Origin of the sequence: Marivirga aurantiaca (assembly GCF_016679925.1) — a bacterium.
Taxonomy (GTDB): Bacteria; Bacteroidota; Bacteroidia; order Cytophagales; family Cyclobacteriaceae; genus Marivirga; species Marivirga aurantiaca.
Window position 1 is genome coordinate 238,754 of the sequence record NZ_JAEQBW010000004.1, and the last position, 18,313, is coordinate 257,066.

At 34.6% G+C, this 18,313-nt stretch carries 18 protein-coding genes; 3 read left to right on the top strand and 15 right to left on the bottom strand.

Features of this window, described 5'->3' with window-relative positions:
* Positions 1-129 precede the first annotated feature (129 nt).
* From JKA74_RS11385 to JKA74_RS11395, 3 genes are all read left to right on the top strand, one after another.
* The gene (locus JKA74_RS11385) at positions 130-1,827 is read left to right on the top strand and encodes a tetratricopeptide repeat protein (protein ID WP_201431318.1); all 1,698 of its coding nucleotides are present in this window, start codon (positions 130-132) and stop codon (positions 1,825-1,827) included.
* Between the two features lie 76 nt (positions 1,828-1,903).
* Positions 1,904-3,112 carry a pentapeptide repeat-containing protein gene (locus JKA74_RS11390; RefSeq protein ID WP_201431319.1) on the top strand — a complete coding sequence of 403 codons (1,209 nt, stop codon included), beginning with the start codon at positions 1,904-1,906 and terminating at the stop codon, positions 3,110-3,112.
* 103 nt (positions 3,113-3,215) lie between these two features.
* Positions 3,216-3,692, top strand: a complete 477-nt coding sequence (locus JKA74_RS11395; protein WP_201431320.1) for a DUF4348 domain-containing protein — start codon at positions 3,216-3,218, stop codon at positions 3,690-3,692.
* A 79-nt stretch (positions 3,693-3,771) separates the two neighbouring features.
* Here JKA74_RS11395 and JKA74_RS11400 read toward each other — a convergent pair whose 3' ends face one another.
* The 15 genes from JKA74_RS11400 to JKA74_RS11475 form a co-directional block, all read right to left on the bottom strand.
* Positions 3,772-4,119, bottom strand: coding sequence for a type II toxin-antitoxin system PemK/MazF family toxin (locus JKA74_RS11400; protein ID WP_201431321.1), 348 nt, complete (start codon positions 4,117-4,119; stop codon positions 3,772-3,774).
* A gap of 8 nt (positions 4,120-4,127) precedes the next feature.
* The gene (locus JKA74_RS11405; protein WP_201431322.1) at positions 4,128-4,367 is read right to left on the bottom strand and encodes a hypothetical protein; all 240 of its coding nucleotides are present in this window, start codon (positions 4,365-4,367) and stop codon (positions 4,128-4,130) included.
* A gap of 2 nt (positions 4,368-4,369) precedes the next feature.
* A complete protein-coding gene (locus JKA74_RS11410; RefSeq protein ID WP_201431323.1) occupies positions 4,370-4,708 on the bottom strand; it encodes a hypothetical protein in 339 nt (112 codons plus the stop codon).
* Between the two features lie 190 nt (positions 4,709-4,898).
* Entirely contained in the window at positions 4,899-6,671 is a 1,773-nt protein-coding gene (locus JKA74_RS11415; RefSeq protein WP_236587716.1) for a serine hydrolase, read from the bottom strand.
* A gap of 89 nt (positions 6,672-6,760) precedes the next feature.
* Complete coding sequence (locus tag JKA74_RS11425) at positions 6,761-7,393, bottom strand: hypothetical protein (RefSeq protein ID WP_201431324.1); 633 nt, start codon at positions 7,391-7,393, stop codon at positions 6,761-6,763.
* Between the two features lie 232 nt (positions 7,394-7,625).
* Positions 7,626-8,171 (bottom strand): hypothetical protein, encoded by a 546-nt coding sequence (locus tag JKA74_RS11430; protein WP_201431325.1) that lies wholly within the window; start codon positions 8,169-8,171, stop codon positions 7,626-7,628.
* A gap of 25 nt (positions 8,172-8,196) precedes the next feature.
* Positions 8,197-8,691: an RNA polymerase sigma factor gene (locus JKA74_RS11435; protein WP_201431326.1), complete on the bottom strand. Its 495-nt coding sequence runs from the start codon at positions 8,689-8,691 to the stop codon at positions 8,197-8,199.
* A 4-nt stretch (positions 8,692-8,695) separates the two neighbouring features.
* Complete coding sequence (locus JKA74_RS11440) at positions 8,696-10,078, bottom strand: serine hydrolase domain-containing protein (RefSeq protein ID WP_201431327.1); 1,383 nt, start codon at positions 10,076-10,078, stop codon at positions 8,696-8,698.
* 198 nt (positions 10,079-10,276) lie between these two features.
* Positions 10,277-11,527 carry a serine hydrolase domain-containing protein gene (locus JKA74_RS11445; RefSeq protein ID WP_201431328.1) on the bottom strand — a complete coding sequence of 417 codons (1,251 nt, stop codon included), beginning with the start codon at positions 11,525-11,527 and terminating at the stop codon, positions 10,277-10,279.
* A gap of 124 nt (positions 11,528-11,651) precedes the next feature.
* Positions 11,652-13,655 (bottom strand): DUF4932 domain-containing protein, encoded by a 2,004-nt coding sequence (locus JKA74_RS11450; RefSeq protein ID WP_201431329.1) that lies wholly within the window; start codon positions 13,653-13,655, stop codon positions 11,652-11,654.
* A gap of 92 nt (positions 13,656-13,747) precedes the next feature.
* Complete coding sequence (locus JKA74_RS11455) at positions 13,748-14,824, bottom strand: helix-turn-helix domain-containing protein (protein ID WP_201431330.1); 1,077 nt, start codon at positions 14,822-14,824, stop codon at positions 13,748-13,750.
* A 109-nt stretch (positions 14,825-14,933) separates the two neighbouring features.
* A complete protein-coding gene (locus JKA74_RS11460) occupies positions 14,934-15,752 on the bottom strand; it encodes an alpha/beta hydrolase (protein WP_201431331.1) in 819 nt (272 codons plus the stop codon).
* Between the two features lie 99 nt (positions 15,753-15,851).
* Positions 15,852-16,358: a nuclear transport factor 2 family protein gene (locus tag JKA74_RS11465; RefSeq protein ID WP_201431332.1), complete on the bottom strand. Its 507-nt coding sequence runs from the start codon at positions 16,356-16,358 to the stop codon at positions 15,852-15,854.
* 145 nt (positions 16,359-16,503) lie between these two features.
* Positions 16,504-17,220 (bottom strand): LytR/AlgR family response regulator transcription factor, encoded by a 717-nt coding sequence (locus JKA74_RS11470; protein WP_201431333.1) that lies wholly within the window; start codon positions 17,218-17,220, stop codon positions 16,504-16,506.
* Positions 17,213-18,289 carry a sensor histidine kinase gene (locus JKA74_RS11475; protein WP_201431334.1) on the bottom strand — a complete coding sequence of 359 codons (1,077 nt, stop codon included), beginning with the start codon at positions 18,287-18,289 and terminating at the stop codon, positions 17,213-17,215. Before JKA74_RS11475 ends, JKA74_RS11470 begins: the two co-directional genes overlap by 8 nt.
* Between the last annotated feature and the right edge of the window lie 24 nt (positions 18,290-18,313).

The window sequence follows — 18,313 nt, forward strand, 5'->3', positions numbered from 1 at the left end:
GATTTGATGAGGGAAGGGTTTATGTTAGAGGTTATAAAAGAGATAGCGTTATAAAAGTTGCTACTATTTCTAAAAAGTGCAACTTTTGTGTCACTATCCCAATGTTAGCGGTAATGGTGTACTAAGAAAATGGCTAATAGAAAACAGATTTACTTTGTATTAAATCATGAGGGAAAAACTCTTAAACTTCTGTCTGTATTAGAAAATAGAAACCAGTCATTAACAATATTTCCTGCAAGAGCGGAAAACTATACCGAGGTTGAGCAAGGAAATAATGATGCTGATGAACCAATTACCAATCAAAAATATTCAATTCATAATTCCGACAATAGTGAGTTTGGGAATAACTATATACACCACACTATAAACCATCCAAACGGTAAAACGCAAGAATCATTTATTGTAACTCAAGCATTAAAAAACAATGGATTGCACGTACCATTGTTTTCAGCTAGAACACAGGATTTATCTAATGAAAGATATATAATCAATAGAAAACAAAAACATAACTATGTTGAATTAGGAGAGTATAAACCGAAAAAATCAACCTTGTACTACATGCTGATTGTCAGCGTTTCAGAACCTAAAATTAACGCTGATGACTTTAATTTTAAAACACTAAAATTCAGTAGATATTTTATTACAATATTTTGGAGCTTTGGTTTAATTCCATCTCATTCAACAGGAAATAAGACACACTTTTTGACTATTAACGATAAAAACCTTCAACAGCATTTATCAAACGGTTTTCAATCAATCGAACTGACTGCTCATTACAAATTACACAGGCATCTTCAACACGTATCGTTTGTAAATTATATTGTAAAAACATATAAAACAGCTCAAAACTCAAAATTGATAAAGAGTCTTGGATTTAAAAAAGACGCAAGTGCTTCGATAGATAAAGGTGATATAAATAATCTACTATTCATCAATGCTACTAATTCATTTTTATATGGACAACATCTGGAAAAGACTAATAAAATCGAAAAAGCTCTAGAAGCCTACAATAATTCTCTGGGACTATTCTCAAAACTGAAACTATCAATTGAAGTAGGTAATGTGAAAAATTCAATAGCCACCATATTACAAGAAAGTGGGAAGGTTGAAGATGCACTTAAAACATTTGAGGAACTAATAGAACTATACAGCAAAAACAATTTGCCGTTTGAGTTAGCTAGAACATATCTTAATAAATCCATTGTTTATAGAGATATGGGAAAACCTTCAAATGCAATTGAGTCTGCTCAAAAAGCCTTAGAAATAAGCACCACTAATAAACAAATAACACTACTCCCTGAAATACAACATGAATTAGGAGTACTATTCAGACATATCGGGGAAATCGTTAAAGCGAAACAAGCTTTAGAATCCGCAAATTCTAATTTCAAGCAAGCAGAGAATCCAATTGGGTATGCATTTTGTATTGCTAACCTAGGGCATATTGCACACCAAGAAGCACAATTACAAGATGCTTTAGACTGTTTTACTGAAGCACTAGAAATCTTTAAAAGCAATAACCATGTAAGAGGTGTAGCAAACGAAAAAGCTAACATTGGAAATATTCTTTGTAGCATGGGTGACACTAAAAAGGGACTACAAAGTCTAACCGAAGCTCTTGAGCTACATAAAAAAATAGGATATGAATATGCTATCGCTACGGATTTAAAACTAATTGGAATAAATTCATTAGATACTTCTATTGAACTAGGAATTAAAAAGCTGAATCAATCTATTGAAATATTAGTGCGAATTAAAAATGACAGAGAAGCAGAAGTGCTATCTCAGTTGGTTAAAGAAATTAAAAAAACCGCTAACATTATATAAAAAACATGGTCGCACAAGCTGATACACAGCCAAAACCACGATTTTTTATATTTAGCGTTATGTCTCATTGTGAATTATGGATAAAGAAGATATTGAAAGGAAATTTGATGACCTTGAATCTAAAATCTATGAACAAGAACATAGACTATTTCCAGTCTGGTACAATTTTCTTACCCGGAAAAAGTTCTCGAAACAAGATAATAGAAGACTTGCCATCAACAAAGCATTGCTTTGGAGTTTTATACCCAAACCCACCCCTACTGCCGTAGCAATTACAGGTATTTCAATACTTACAATTTTTTTGGCTTATCAAGCAAACGTAAAACTTGAAAATCAAAACACTTTGTTGTTAGTTCAAAATGAGCTCCAAGAATCACAAAGAAGAGCTTCTTTAAATATTGAAATAAGCTCCATAATGCAGCAAATAAATAATGAACGTGAATCATCTCGCCTTAATAGTTTAAAAGATGAGAACCATCAGAAAAAAGGTCATAAAGTTGCCCCTTATACACTTTCAGATATTACGGCTGCTAGAATTGCCTCAATAAGTAGGTCTTTACGTCCATATCGGATTTTAAAAACAGATAGGGTTGATTCAAGTGCCAATTACATTCAAGAAATTTTTAATTGGAATTGGTTCAATTTTAATGTTAAGCGAATAAGAGTTAATGATTTTCTCGAAGAGAATATTAGAAGTCCAGAACGAGAACAGTTACTTGTTGCCTTACTTACGATGAGAATTTCATTCTCTAACATTGGATTAAACTCCAATTTTGATTATTCCCGTCTCGAAAATTTTGACTTTAGTAGGTCGGATTTAAGAACTATCAGAATGAGCAACTCTAGTTTGGAGGGGACACATTTGAGTTATACTATTTTTGATGAGGGAGTTTTGAGAAACACTAATTTTAAAGAGGTTTATGGTACTACATTGTCTTTTATTGGAACTGACTTGACGGGGAGCAATTTTGAAAACACTTCAATTAATAACACTGATTTTACCAACGCTGATCTTAATATGGTTAATTTTTCTGGAGCAAATTTGATTCAATGTAATTTTACATCTGCTACTCTATCATCCGTGAACTTCTCCTATGCCAATCTCTCAGGAATCGACTTTAATAAGATAGAAAATATTCTTAAGGCAACTGATTTTAAAAATGCCTTAATTGAAAATTTACAAAACTTCCCGGATACTGTTATTGACGAACTTAAACGAAGAGGTGCAGTTGATAATTATGAGATGTATCAAAAAGAATTAAAAAAGAGACATAACAATCAATAAGCTCAATGAGCAGACGCGAGTATCTGCCATTTTTGATACAGATAAGCTATCTAAAGCGAATTTGCTCACTGAGCTTATCTGGTCGTTAGGATGACCTTTAACAATGAAACAATTTCACTTACTACTACTCTCATTTTGCCTACTAAATTGCTCCACTAAAAATACCGATAACCAAACAACAAATCAGGTAACTGATAAACAAGCTAAGCACATCAATACTGATTCAACTGCAGCTGCAAACCCTGATATTGACTTTGATTCCTTTTTGCGCGAATTCAGCTCCAACAAGGAATTTCAATTGTTACGAGTAGATTTTCCTCTGAAAGTCAAGATTCTTGAAATAGAAGATAAGGAAGAGATTCAAGCTATCTCAAAAGAAGAATGGCATCATACAAATCTGCTTGACACTGCAAATATCAAATCTCGGAAAGTTGATGCATATTCTCAAACCATGCATGTGAACGAATCAGAGGCAATAATCGAACTGCGAGGAATTGATAACGGAATTAGCATAGATTACAAATTTCAAAAAGTAAAGGGGCGCTGGTATCTCAAAGAAATCCTCAACGCCTCCACTTAATAAACATCACATTCCTGCAGAATCATAGGGAATATGATTCTGCCACTTCCAATGCTGTTAGTACCAAAATTACATGAAACTATAATTCCTCTGTTGAAAAGGTGGAATCGTTGATTTTCCGAATAAGATCTTTAAAAGAGTTGAGTTTTAGCTGGTTATTATGATTATTGGCAATAATTGCATCTGTAGGGACAAACTGGATTAAATGGCACCTTGCTTCACAATGCTCTCGATTCATAGGGTTTATTACCATATCATCTGTAATGACAAAAGAGAATTCATCATTATGATTTCTTGAAGTCATCATAACACAAACAAAATAGCCTTCGATTTCTTGAACCAACTTATTAGAAATTACAATTGCTGGATGGTTACCCCCAAAATCCTGATCAAAGACAACTTCTACAATATCTCTTTGATTTATCATTGATCAATTTATTCCAGCGCCTTAGCTATACCTTTTGAAGACATTCTAAACATTGCTCTTTTAAGATTTTCCGGAGCAGGGATTCTTTTTTTAACTTCAGTATAGGAGGAATCTGGTGTTAGAAAAATAAAAAATCCATGCGTATAATCAGACATGCTAGTGGAATGAATCGATACGAAACCATGAGGAAACTCATTATTTGAGCTTTTTAATTCTTCAGTATATTTAGTGGTAGATTCGATAAACATAATTATTTATTTTTACCCTCTGTTAATTTATTGTACTCTTCAATTTTCTTTTCTAGAAAATCTTTTAGATTAGTACATGTATTGATATCCATATAAACTCCTAATTCAAACTCCCGAACGATGCCTGATTTTGACCCTTCAATATCTCTGATGGCTTCACTTATTTTTCCTGATTCATCGATAGCAAATTCAGTTCCTTTCGGGATCACGCCTCTTTGACTATAAAAATTTAAATTGATGAACCCAGACGGGGTGATTCCTCCATGAGCTCCGTCAACATGAATTTGTCTGAAATTTGAATTTTTAATATTGTGTATAACAATAGAATTCTTCTTGCTCATAGAAAGATTTTAAAACAAGTTTGCAAAGTTACTACAACTTAGATAAAAAACGAATATCTTTTGCTTGAGTTCCAAGTAACAAAAAAAATGAAAATGTACCTAATAATACCTTTAAAAACCTAAGGAGATTGAAGTTATTAGTAGAGCATTTAATCTCATATTCTGAAGTTGGGAATTTAATCATAAACAATCACCCTCCCTCATAATCATAAGGAATATAGTTTTGCCACTTCCATGGTGTATAAACATCCTTTATGGTCACTTCCAGTAGCTCTTTAAAAATGCTCTCAGCATTGTCGCTATTGCTCATGATAAGCACTCCTTTTCCTGAATCAGGAAAGATGATAGAATAATGCTGGAAGCCATCGCCATGTCCTTCTTTAAATGCTCCAAAACCATAAGGAGTTTGCAATAATCCCCAACCTAAGCCGTAATTTAAACCTACATGATCGTAGTCATTGCTGGGTTCCAGTGAAAGTGCTCCAAACTGCATCTTCGTGCGAATAGCAAAATTGGGTTCAAATAATAGCTTCGTTGTTTGAGATTCCACGGCTGTGAGTTCCAGGATATGGCGTACAAATTTGGAGTAGTCCTCAATAGTCGTTTCCATCGATCCGGCAGAACCAGCTTCATCAGCACTATCTTTAGGAATTATTTCTCCTGTGGTTTTATGGCCATTGCAATATTTGTTCTCAAATCTATTCTGCCAGATATAGCTTGTCATATTCATTTTTAAAGGATCGAACACACGCTCTCTCGCCAGTTCTTCCAATCCCTTTCCTGTAATATGTTCTATGGCATACTGAAGCAACATCATGCCTTCACCTGAATAACTGTATTGGGTTCCCGGATCAAACTCAATAAACAATTTTCCTTCAGGGGTAAATTCTGCGGCTCTGTTCATCCACCGCCAATTCGGGAAGCCGGTGGTATGTGACAAACACATTCTTGCTGTGATTTTTTCATACCTTAAATCACCGGCCAATTCATGAAAGCCTCTCCACTCTTTCTTAAAATATAATTCAGGAATGGGCACATCAAAATATTCCTGGAGAGGTTTGTCCAAATCAATGATCTCTTCCTTTGCCAATTCAGCTACTAAATAGCCGAAAACCGCCTTACTGAAGGAGGCTCCATAAAAAACATGTTCCGTTTTGAGGCTGTCTTTAGTGTCTACATTTGCATATCCAAAAGCTTTCTGATAGCTGATTTCATTGTCTTCAAAAACAGTCACTGCCAAACCATGTACATTGGCATTTTTTACTAACTGATTGATTTTTACTGTTAAAGAATCTTTCGTGATGGATGTTCCATCTAATCGTGTGATGCTTTCTTCCGAATTATTACAGCTTGCCATAGCTAAGGTCAATAATAAGATGGCCAATGTGCCGGCTGAGGACTTGTTTTTAAAGCTTAAGAAGGGAATGGCCGGATAGAAACATTTTTGTGCCCTTAAAACATACATGATATTGGCCAGCATGACAATCAAACTAAAAGGGATAACGCATATAAAGAATAGAAATCCCCAACCTTCAATCGTAAGTAAAGCCACAAAAGAAAGCGCATATAAAATGGTAACGGTTATTTGAAAGTTGATGATTGCCTTTCCATGCTTGTCATAGATGGGGTTATCTTCTCTTTTATGAATCCACAGAAATATGGAAGCTAAAATATTAAAGAAAGGAACCATTAGCCCTATGATAGGCAGGCCATGCATTAGCAAAAGCCACTTCATTTGAAGACTTTCCTGCTTCGGATTTTCCAGTACCATGAGGTCTTCTAGCTGGATATCCAATGCTGTTGCCAGCAATTTGATCGTTTCAAGATGCGGTTTTACTTCTCCTTTTTCAATTCGCTGTATAGTGCGAACGGTGACAGTGGTTTTAGCCGAAAGTTTTTCCTGCGAATAACCTTTAAGTGTTCGCTGGTAAATTAAATTTTTTGCAATGCTTCGAGTTTCCATAATTTCCGATTTGTTAAGTTACAAAACTATCGGGAATTGCCGGTCTTTATTACGACATAGAGGTGTCACCTTGCTGTCTTTTAATTCTATCAGAGTTGTAAATCAGAATAATAGAGGGCCTCCAGAAACATTGTTGGTATTTCTTTTTTGCCTTCCTTAAGTTTAAGTTCTTTAAAGGTTCCTCCCACTCTGATAGTTTTCTCCGGTAACTTATCAGCACCTCTTGCATGCGCAATTAGGAAAGTTTTTGAGCTTTCATTGTCATGGATATGATATACATCGTATTGGTCAATTATTGGGATCATAATTAAACTCATGGTTTTTCCTGTGCTTACCGGAACCATAATAAATCCTTTGAAGTCTGATTTCGACTCAATCATTTTAGGAATCCCTGTAATAATTGCATTGGATGAGAGAATACCTTTTGATTCGGCTTCGGAAGGTTTTAGTATTTGGAGCGGGTATTTTTCATAAGCCTGTTTCAAATTATCTGATAAGGCCGCTTCTATTTCTTTCTTTTCAGAGCTGTCTAATGCTGATATAGACATGGCAAAATAAAGCACCATTTTTTGTTTGTCATTAAAAAGACCGGCAACTTTTCCTATTTCAGCAGTGGTTATCTCTCCATCATCTGCTTTGGTTAGTATATTATAAAATCTTCCTCCATTATCTAAAATGGTATTAGCATCTTTTAAATTTTGAAAAGGGGCAATTTTTTTCATCTTTCAGGAAATGGAGTTTAATATGTACATGGTTGATTAGGTACTGATCTTTTTTCAATTAAGCGATTTTTTACTTAGAAAGAAGAAAAACATCACTAAAACTCCTAATTATTCTAGTATTAAGAAACACAAAAATAGCCCTTAGTATAAATTTTGCCAGAGGCAGGTGATTTTGGAGTTGTTAGATCTGAGCTTTACCACACTTTTAATAAGATGTAACGAGAATTTTCTTCTATTCTAAATCCGCAATTGTTTTCGTGATATGGTTAATTCTGTTTGCCCAAATTTTATATGAGGCAAATATCATTAGTAATAAGGTCAGAATGATGCCAATAAGTATAAAATATTTGTTTTCGGTAAAATTAATGGATGATGTAAAAAACAAAATGAGAGCTGTTCCAAACAAAAGAGAACTGATTAAAGATAATGTAGATATTAACTTCAACCTTCCGGAAAACTGTTGAAGCGTCTCCTTTAAATTCTTTCCCTGGGGAATGTTTTTTAAATTCAAATAGGCAGATAAATCTACAAGCACAAATAATCCTGCAGCAATGATCAACATTATATTTACCCAAGTAGGTTTTTGAGCGCCATCAAAGATGTTATTGTAAACTGCAAGAAATGCAATAAGCAGTATAGATTCAATGATTAGTTTTATTCTGATTCTCTTTAATGTGGGGTGATTCCTCACCTTTGTCATTTTCAGAAGATCAGTTGTTGTTTTTTTTGATTCCGGTTGGATATTTTTCCAGTTTGATTTTAAGTCGTTAATGTTCATATCATTCAATTTTAATCTGTTAATTTTAACTATGGGCAGGTAGTTTTGGCTTTGCTAAAATATCTCTCAACCTGTTTTTTATGCGACTTATCTTAACTCCCATGTAGTTTTCGCTGATGCCAACGATGTCACCAATTTCTTTATGAGAATAATCTTCAAGGTATAAAGCAATAATGGCTCTTTCAGCTTCATTTAATTTCCGCAGCGCCTCAAATAATTGCTCTTCATTTTCAGATAGCTCAGACTTTTCTGCAGGATGCAAATTTTCCGGTATACTGTCTTTGAAATCTATACTGATGCTAGCCTTTCTAAAGACAGATATAGCAGTGCTTAAAGCAATTCGGTACATCCAGGTACTTATTTTTGCTTCTTTTCGGAATTTCGGGAAGGATTTCCATAGTTGAAAAATGATTTCCTGAAACAGATCCTCCTGATCTTCTTTTTTGTCCCTATATAATCTGCACACTTTATGAAGGATGTTTTGATGTTGGTCTATTGCAGTTAAAAAAGCTTTCTCCATGATTTCAAAGCTTTTTAAAATGGAATGTTTGCCCCATTCTTAGCACACTTAAACCTGTCACCACTTCATTTTCTACTTCAAATTCAATAGCTAACTCCACTTTTTTACCAAAAAATGCATGTTGGCCTTTCGGATATATTTCAAAAGCAGGATTTCCGGCTAGCTGAGCCATAAGTTTATTGTTAATGCTTGTAATCTGAAGTTTCATTTTACCTGAATCTGATATAAAATTGCCAGGGTAAATTTGAAAATTGATCGGATTTGTGGTTTGTGCTACTTCTATTTGGGGCATTTCAAACTCTCTGTTAAAAACCAGCTTTTCAATATCTCCCGCAATCGATTCTATTGGTAAAGAGGATCGATTACTTAGTACAATAATACTGATTTTGTCTTTGGGATATAGTGCTGTATAAGTAGAAAAACCCCAGGTGCCACCGCCATGGTAGTATTTCTCTGGCTGAGAAGAATTGATGAACCATCCATAGCCGTAATTTTTGTTTTCTGCTGAATGAGGTATTGCGTAAGTTGTAAATAATAATTTCTGCTTGTCTTCACTCAATAGTGTATTATTTAAAAAGCTGTTGTTCCATTTAAGTAAATCCGTAGCGGAGGAATACATATCACCAGCTCCTTTTAATAAAGAATAGTTACGATAAGGGGCATGCACTAAACTGTCATCTGAGATTAAATGATAGCCTGAAACCATATGAGGAATGATTTTTAAGGAATTAACAGAGCCTGTTTCTTCCATTTGCAAAGGCCTTAGTATTTTATCAGTCACAATATTTTCAAATGAATCCTGATACAGTACTTCAAGAATTGTAGACAGAAGATAATAGCCTAAGCTTGAATAATGCATCTTGCTCCCAGGTGTAAAAAGTAAATCCAGTTCATTAATTTCTGCAATGGCTTGTTCCTTGTTGAGTTGTAATTTGGATTTTATTGGCCAGTAATCAGTAATTCCTTCATTATGGGGCAAGCCTGAAGTATGCGTTAAAAGCTGATGAATAGTTACCTCTTTAAATTTCTCAGATAAATCTTCTATGAATTTACAGGCTTTGTCTTCAAAGTTTAATTGACCTTCCTCTTGAGCCATCGCAACTAATGCTCCTGTAAATGTTTTAGTGATAGAAGCAATTTTATATTTGCTGCCATTTGTTATTTTAAGTTCATGCTCTAAAGAAGCCATGCCCACTGATGACCGGAAAAGGACATCATTTGCTTTAGCCACCAGAATTTCCCCACTAAAACCTTTTTTGGCATGGATCACATTGAGATAAGTTTGAAAGTCATCTTGTAAAGAAGCATTCTCTATTGTTTGTGCATTAATGCTATGGGTGAATAATGCTAAAACAAAGCCGGACAAGATTATTTTTATCATTTTCATAAGACAAAGGGTTTGATTTCCCTATTAGTTGTCTTTCAAAGATGAAATCTTACAGTTACTATTTTTTTGCCTTAATTATAAAAGGAGGAGCCGATAACTCCTCCCCAACTATGACTTGCTGAAAATGATTGAGGAACACTTGATTTATTCCTGATTACCTCAATATTACATCCAAATTCTCTGCTAATTGGTTAAGTGCTATTTAACTTCTTCAAAGGATCGGTAAGCACCTACAATTTCTGCAAGAATCTCTGCAGTTGCACCATCATCTTCAATTTCTTCTACATTTGAATTCAACATTAGAATAGAGCCGGTTTGAGTATCAGGATTGATACCAAAAAAGCATGTAGTTCCTAAATCCCCACCTGAATGACCTATTCTGCCTGAAGTTGACCAAACCCAAAAAACACCGTAGTTATCTTCTTTTGGTGACATTTCAGTTGGCTTTTTGTTGGCCTCAAACTTCTTTTCGAAAAGTACCTGATAGGAATCACTTGAAAGCAGCAAATTAGATTGATTAGCTTTTCCTTTCATCATTTCCAACATGAAAAGGGTGAGATCCTCTATAGAAGTGATCAGAGACCCATCGGGATAAGTAGCCATTGTATAGAAGGGGAGCGGATTATTTCTGTCCCAGTATTGAAGCGAAACTTCTTCTCTGTTTAAATCCGTAAGCTTCCAGGCTGTATTCTCCATATGAAGAGGAGTGAAAATTTCATTCTTTGTATATTCCTCAAATGACATTCCTGTTTTAATTTCAACCAGATAAGCGGCCAATGCGGAAGCAATATTGCAATAGCGGTAATTTTCTCCTGCAGCAGAATTACTGAAATTTGTGACTTTATAAAGAGCTCCATCTTTCGCAAAATAATCATACATAAAATCAGCCAGAGATAAAACCTCCCCATTTGATTTTACATTCAATTCATTCAGCATTCTTTCAGCCATTGGAGTGGTTAAGTCTTCACCTTGCAGGATGCTGTAATTACTCAGATAAGTATTTTCGTCATCCAAAATCCCGGAAGTATGAGTGACTAAATGCTTCACTCTGATAAGTGTTTCTTTAGCATTGGGATTGATCACCTGAAATGGCAGGATCTCATTAATAGGTGTTTCAAGGGTGAAATGGCCTTGTTCAATTGCTTTCATTACTGCCACCCCCACAAAAAGCTTGCTTACTGAAGCGATGTTCATGGCGGTCTGATTAGTGAGTAAAATACTCTCCGCTACATTAGCATCCCCAAAACTTTCCTGAAAAACAATATTGCCTTTTTTGACTACAGCCACTGAAAAACCAGCAAATTTTGATTTAGAATAGCTGTTTTGCAAAGAAATTTCAAGCTCTTCAGCAGTATTAATTATTGGTTGTTCCTCTTTACAACTATACAAACACATAAGGAATAAAGAAATAACAAGTAGAACTGAAGTAGAGATAATTGATTTAGTCATTTTTAAATTTGTTTATAATTCTGATATTTTTATTTAGCAGAGATGTTAATGTTTTATCAAGCACCTCAGGTGTTTTGCTGAAAGAAAGTGTGAGGGGAAATGCTTTGAGCATTAATCCCGTTGTTTACTCTCCATTATAGCCACTTTTACTCAAGAAATCATTAAAGTTTTTAATGTTGAGGATATCATGAATTGCTTGCATTTTATCTTCTGATTGATCGTAATAAGCTTTACAGATTTTATAACCCATCCAGTAACCCAGGTCTTTAGGGCGTGATTTATCTTTTGAATAATACAGCCAATTGCTCCAGTCATTACTGTCTTTTCTTACCAAAAATTCATTCCACAATTCTGACTCATGAGCATTTCCATACTCATGAATAGCTTTGTATGGGTGATCTCCTGAAATAAGCTCTCCTATAAAATCGCCCGCACCTTCTCTTATGCTTTGTGCCAATAGCGAATTGTCTCTAACATAATTTTGTTGGAAATGGACTAACTCATGTGCTATTGTATTATCTAACAAATCAATATCAATATCAGGTTGGAAATTGTCAGATGGTTTACCAAAACGTTCTGCACCAATAATTAATCCTTCTTTGAAAATGGTGCCTCCTGAATTTCTTCGCCCGATCACAAAATAAACATCCGGAAAAACTGCCTCAGGATAAATTCTTTGTAGATTTTCATAGATTTCATAGAACTCTTCTTTTTGTTCATTTAATGATACAGAGCTTTCACGAATGGCTAAATAATAGGCCAGGTTCTTTTTAACTGTTTTTGCCAGTAATCTCCCATTTCCAATTCTGTTGTTGATAAAATTCAAGAGACCAATGCTTCCTTTATTAATGTATTCTTCCTGGAATATTTTTCCTTTGAATTTTGGATTTTGCTTGTCAAAAACTTCCCAGAATCGGTTTACATCTTCTAAATGGAATTGGGCTTCTTTAGGATCTGTAGGGAAAGGGGAATTCTCAGTAGCAGGGATAGATTTTGTTGAATTTTTTTCTATTTCTCCAAAGGCCCTCAATACTGCTTCCTCATAAGTATATGATTTTTCTTTACGGTATTTCCTTAGCTCCCCAATAATGATAGGTATATAAATAAACTTCCTCTTATCCACATAGTCGGAGTAAAGCCTTCTTGCTTCCTTCAAATAACCAGCTTCTTCAGCAATAACTATCTCTCCGGCTCTTACAAAATGCTCGTAAATACTGGCTTTCCATGTATTGTAACCCTGTTCATTCATAGCCTCACGGATAGGCTCAAACAGAGACGAAATGGCAGAAATTCGTTCATTGGATAGCACCTTATAAACTGTTGGGTTCACGAAAGAATGCCCGAATTCATGAATGCTCAGTTCTCTTATTTTTTGAGAATCATTAAAGCCCATAGTGAGGCTTTCCGTATTGAGAAAGATTTGCTTGCCGAAAGCACCAAACACATTATAAATGTGATCTTCATTGTGAATAAGCCCAAATGCCATTGATTTGGGAATAGTCAGGCTTGGGATGAGTGAATATTTATTAAATGAGCTTCCATAAAATTGTTCCAGATCCTCAATAAAATTGGCATTGGGTAAATTATTTTCTATTTCTTTTATCGCGGCTGAATAATAGGGTGCAGATGTATTCAAATACTCCTCAAAATTCACTTCTTCATAAAATTTATTGAGGCCCTCTAAGAATATGGTGGCCTTTTCTTTTGCCTCTTCTATGTTATTGGAAGTTGAAAACCGAATAAAACTGCTTTCAATTACTTTATCTGTAAGCTTTGCTGAAGGGAAGTCTTCTACTTGTAGTAAGAAATTAATTAAATAATCAAGCCATAGATGATCAGCAACAGCAAGTGCTTCTGTAAAGGTTGAGGAGCTACTATATCTATTATATTTTTTATAGAAATGATACCCATAGTTGTGCCATTCCATTTTAGGAATTACTTCCCCATCAACTTCTACTGTTTTATTCTCAATGTCTTTGCCCTCAAATGCCAGAAAGTAGCCAAAGCCTAACAACTCTACATTTTTATGAAAAGAGATGTTGAGTTTTTCCTGATTTGAAGCCTGTGCTTTATTCAGTAGTCCAATAAAGATTAAGCAGAAAAAAAGAAGTGTGTTCGTCTGTCTCATTTTTATTTTTTTTTACAAATGAGACAAATTTTTTTTAAAAAATGCTTTCAAAAAGTCTTGTAAGCGTCCAGAAACATGTTTCCGGCTCTTTTTTAGGGTTCTTTTAAGTAGTCAGAGGGATTTTTTCCTGTAAGATTTTTAAAGGTTTCGTTAAAAGAGGATTTTGAATTGAAACCAGAATCCATTGCAATGGCAAGTAAAGTCTTGTTATCTGCTTGTCCTTCTTTTATTTGTGCGATCACTTCATTGACTCTATAAGAGTTTACAAATTTTCGGAAATCAGAACCATGGTATGTTTTGATCAGGCCGGAAAGATACCTGGGTGGAAGCTCTAATTCATTAGCCAATTCCTCCAACGTTAATTTTGATCGGGTAAATATTTTCTTGTGGCTGAATATGTCCGCTAATTTCTTTAACTCTTTTTCATCATCATAGTGACTAAACTCCTCCTTAAATGTCTTTTTGCTTAAAGTGGCAGGTATAGTAAAAAAAGAAGGGTTGAAATATCCTATATATGCCAATGCAAAAAGCAGTAATGAAAGAATAATCTGAATGGCGGGGTATACCGGATAGTTCAGGACACTATCAAAAAACCATAAAATGGTTAATAAAATAAAGGGAATGAAAATAAACCAGAGTTTTATGATGTGCGCAGAAGAATCTTTAGGAGGGAGTTCTTTTAATTTATTAATGACGGATTTTAAATCTTTACCATAAATGATGAGTACCATTGCCATTCCCATGAGAGGCAGGATTTCGGTAAAGAGATACCATATTTCAGATGTTAAAAGTCGGTAATTTGTGTTTGCAAATCTATTGAAATAAAACACCACCAATTCCGTCATTACTTCAATAATGGCAGGAAGAAAAATTAAAAAATGCCAGGCTTTTAAGTAGAATTTTGTTTGGGTATTTGCTTTAGAGAAGAGAAAGGTAGCAGGAGGTAAAATTAAATAGGATCCAAGAGTCCAGTAGGGAAAAAACACATCTGAAGTATGATGCCCACCCTGAATTGCCCATGCGGTTAGAATTTCAAGTGAAATAACCAGGGTAATCAAACCTAAAAATAGATTAGAGTAATTATTCTTTATTATAGATGAAATGAGTGCCAGGCTTAAAAGAATACCTTGTCCGGCTATTATTAGAAAAATAATCTGTTCAAAATCCATCGGAATCAGTGGAAAAAGGCTTTATGTTAAAATTGAGTTGCAAAGTAAGAAAAATCAGCTTTTCGTTTACAGGTTTAGCTAAAACTAATGAGCTAATTATCAGAAGCAATCATTTATAAAGCCACTGAATTCCTTCCAGAAAACTGATCATAAATAGTGAATTGTGCGTTTCGTTTTTGCGTTCAATATGATTTAATTTGAAGTTATTGTGAGTTTCAATCTCGCTTATAAACTCTTTAATTTTATCGCCATGGAATACAGGATCTATTTGGTAGGAGATATAAATATTCACCTTTTTGTTGGGAGTGGATTTCTTCTTTAGATTATTAGTAACTTCTCCATTTCCGTACCAAATACTTGGATCATAAATTTGTAAGGCAGTAAAAGGATGATCCATTGTTAATAAATAAGCAGCAAAATAACCTCCATAGGAGTGGCCGACAAGGATTCTATCTGTATTGGTAGAATAGTTTTTATCCACATCAGTGATCAATTCTTCTTTTAAATATTGATAAAATTTATGTGCACCCCCTGAATTACTGGCGTTAAACCATGTGGAATCTACCGGGTCGCCATCATATTCCATTCTGGAATGACCGAAAGTGAGATCTATTGCTCTTTTAACTTCCATTTCTACATGAGGGATGCCCACTATAATATGAGCTGGAATTTTCCTGTTTCCTGCCAGATCATACTCAATATTTCTTACTAAATCGAACCTCCACTCTGCATCAAAAACATAAATCACTGGGTACTGAGCAGTATCAGAATAATTCATGGGCAGGCTTACCCAATATTCCCTACTCTCATCTAATGCTTCAGAATTAATTATATGCTTTCTGAAATTAAAGATGCTGCTATCGACCTGGGCCAATACATCAAAAGAGAAAAGAAAACAAAGTGAAATAAGGGGTATAAATTTTTTCATCAATTTATCATAAGAGTTAATTGCTTCAAAAATAGGGCTGAAAAAGGAAATAGCAACTACGATAAATATAATTTCGCTATAATTTATTGAATCAGCTCATCATTGATGATCAAAGCTTAACACCCTGCTTATTTTCCATTCTCCATTTTTAAGTAGCCAAAGGTGCATGAATTGCGCAGCACTATTATTCTCAGAAGTATGACTATCCGCCTGGGGAAAGCGGTGGCTACCTGTTTGAATAGCACCATATAAAACGCCATTGTCGTATAGGGGAAATACCTTCAAACTACCTTGCACCAATTCTCTTCTGATAGCATTTTCACCATTCGGACATAGATTTCTTCTCATTGTATTGATGAAATCTTCACGAGAACTATCAATACCACCTATATCATGATAGAATTCAAAGTCTTCATTGATAAGGCTCTTTACCATAGTCAAATCGCATTGATCAAATCCTATTTTAAACATCAGGCTATCTTTAATCGCCAATTCATCATATATGGATTGTGAGTCTTTAGAATTGGTTTGAGCATTTACCGAAATAGTATTCAGGAAAAAAAGTAGGATAACTAAAAGGGGCTGGAAATTAACATAAGTTTTCATATCTATATTTTTTTGTGTGATACAGGATACGAGCCAATAACAATACCATTCTTACAAAATAGCAGTCCCTTGCTTCTAAAGCATACTCATTAATTGAGTACTGTTCAGGCTTGTACAAAGCATGTCCGATATCGAAGGGTTATATTTAGTTCCTTTCAAGTCTTTCCAGAACAAATGATTTATGTGTTCTGCCAATGGGTATGGTACTGCCTTTTACTTCTACATATTCATTGGTATAGGAAATGATATGAGGTATGGAGATAATGAATGATCTGTGGACCCGGATGAAATTCTCAGTTGGCAGCTTAGCTTCTATATTGCTGATAGTCTCCCGTGTTATGACTGTGTTCGATTTTGTATGAATTTTCAAATAATCACTAAAGCTTTCAATATAAATTATATCCGAGTGATCAATTTTAACCATTTTCCTATCAGCTTTTACAAACATAAAATCATTGGAAGATAGCATTGTATTTTCTTTTACAGGAGCTTCTTTAGAATGATAAACATCAAAATATAAGTTAACAGATTTGAAAAGGCGCTCAAAGGAAATTGGTTTTAAAAGGTAATCCACCGCCTGTAAATCAAACCCTTCAATAGCGTACTCCCGGTAGGCTGTGGTGAAAATGATTTTGAGGTCTTTATTGATGGATTTCGCAAAGGATAAGCCCGAAATTTCAGGCATATTGATGTCAAGAAAAATCAAATCTACCTGATGTGTGCTGATGAGATTGAAGGCCTCCACAGCACTAGAACATGATCCCACTACTTTAACCTGCTCTATTTTCGAAAGATGATTAAGAAGAATTTCTCTGGCGGTGGGTTCATCGTCCACTATTATACATGAAACTTTTCTATCCATTGCTTTTAAGTTTTTGATGGTTTAAAATAAGATTGATTTCAAACCATTCTTCATCCTTGTTAACCCCAAAAGTATAATTATCAGGATACAATAAATCCAGCCTTTTTTGAAGATTTGCCAATCCTATGCCACCTTTTTCGGTAATGGAATCCTTGCTGTTATAGGAATTTTTCACTTTAAAATGTATTTGGTCAGTCTCTGTTTTTAGGCTAATATAAATTCGTAATTTATTACCTGCCCTGTTTCCATGTTTAAAGCTGTTTTCTACAAAAGGTATTAGCAGCATAGGTGCGATATAAATGCATGGCTCCATATCAGGAATATCTAACTCAACATATAAACTATCATGAAAGCGCATTTTTTCAAGGTCTATATAATCTTTGATATGAGCTATTTCATTTGTTAAACTAACCATTGGCTTATCAACCTGATAAAGTAGGTAATCCAGCAGGTTCGATAGCTTTAAAATCATTTCAGGTGTTTCTTCTGACTTTTTCAAAGCATATCCATAAAGGGTGTTAAGGGTGTTGAACAAAAAATGGGGATGGATCTGCATTTTCAGGTACTGTAATTCCTGCTCCTTCAATTTTAGCTGAGCCAGCAGTATCTTATTCTCCAGTTCTTTATTTTTTGCGGCAGAGGAATAGTTATGCTTAAGCAACTTAAAAGCACTTATTAAAAGCACCACCAGGTAAACGGCTACCATAGTAAAAATCAGACTTTTACTCAGTGGCACCATTTGATCATACTGTAGTGCATTCATAAAAATCAATCCATAAAATATGGAAATGACTATAGCGAAAGCCGATAGTATAAGGGTATAAATACTATACAGGCTAAACATCGTATACTTTTTCTTTAACAGGTATTTGGGGATCAGAAAATAATTGACTGTATAAGTGGTTCCTATAGTTACAGGCATCAAAAATGCAGAAAATGAATGCGGATTGGGTATAATCCCTTTACTCTCTTCAAAAAAATAGCTGTAAAACACGAAAACACCCAACCAAAATAGAGAGTGAGGCAGAATTTTGTTGAATAGGAGATATAAAAAAGGATGAAGTCTCATATTTGATACTACAATATCTGCATA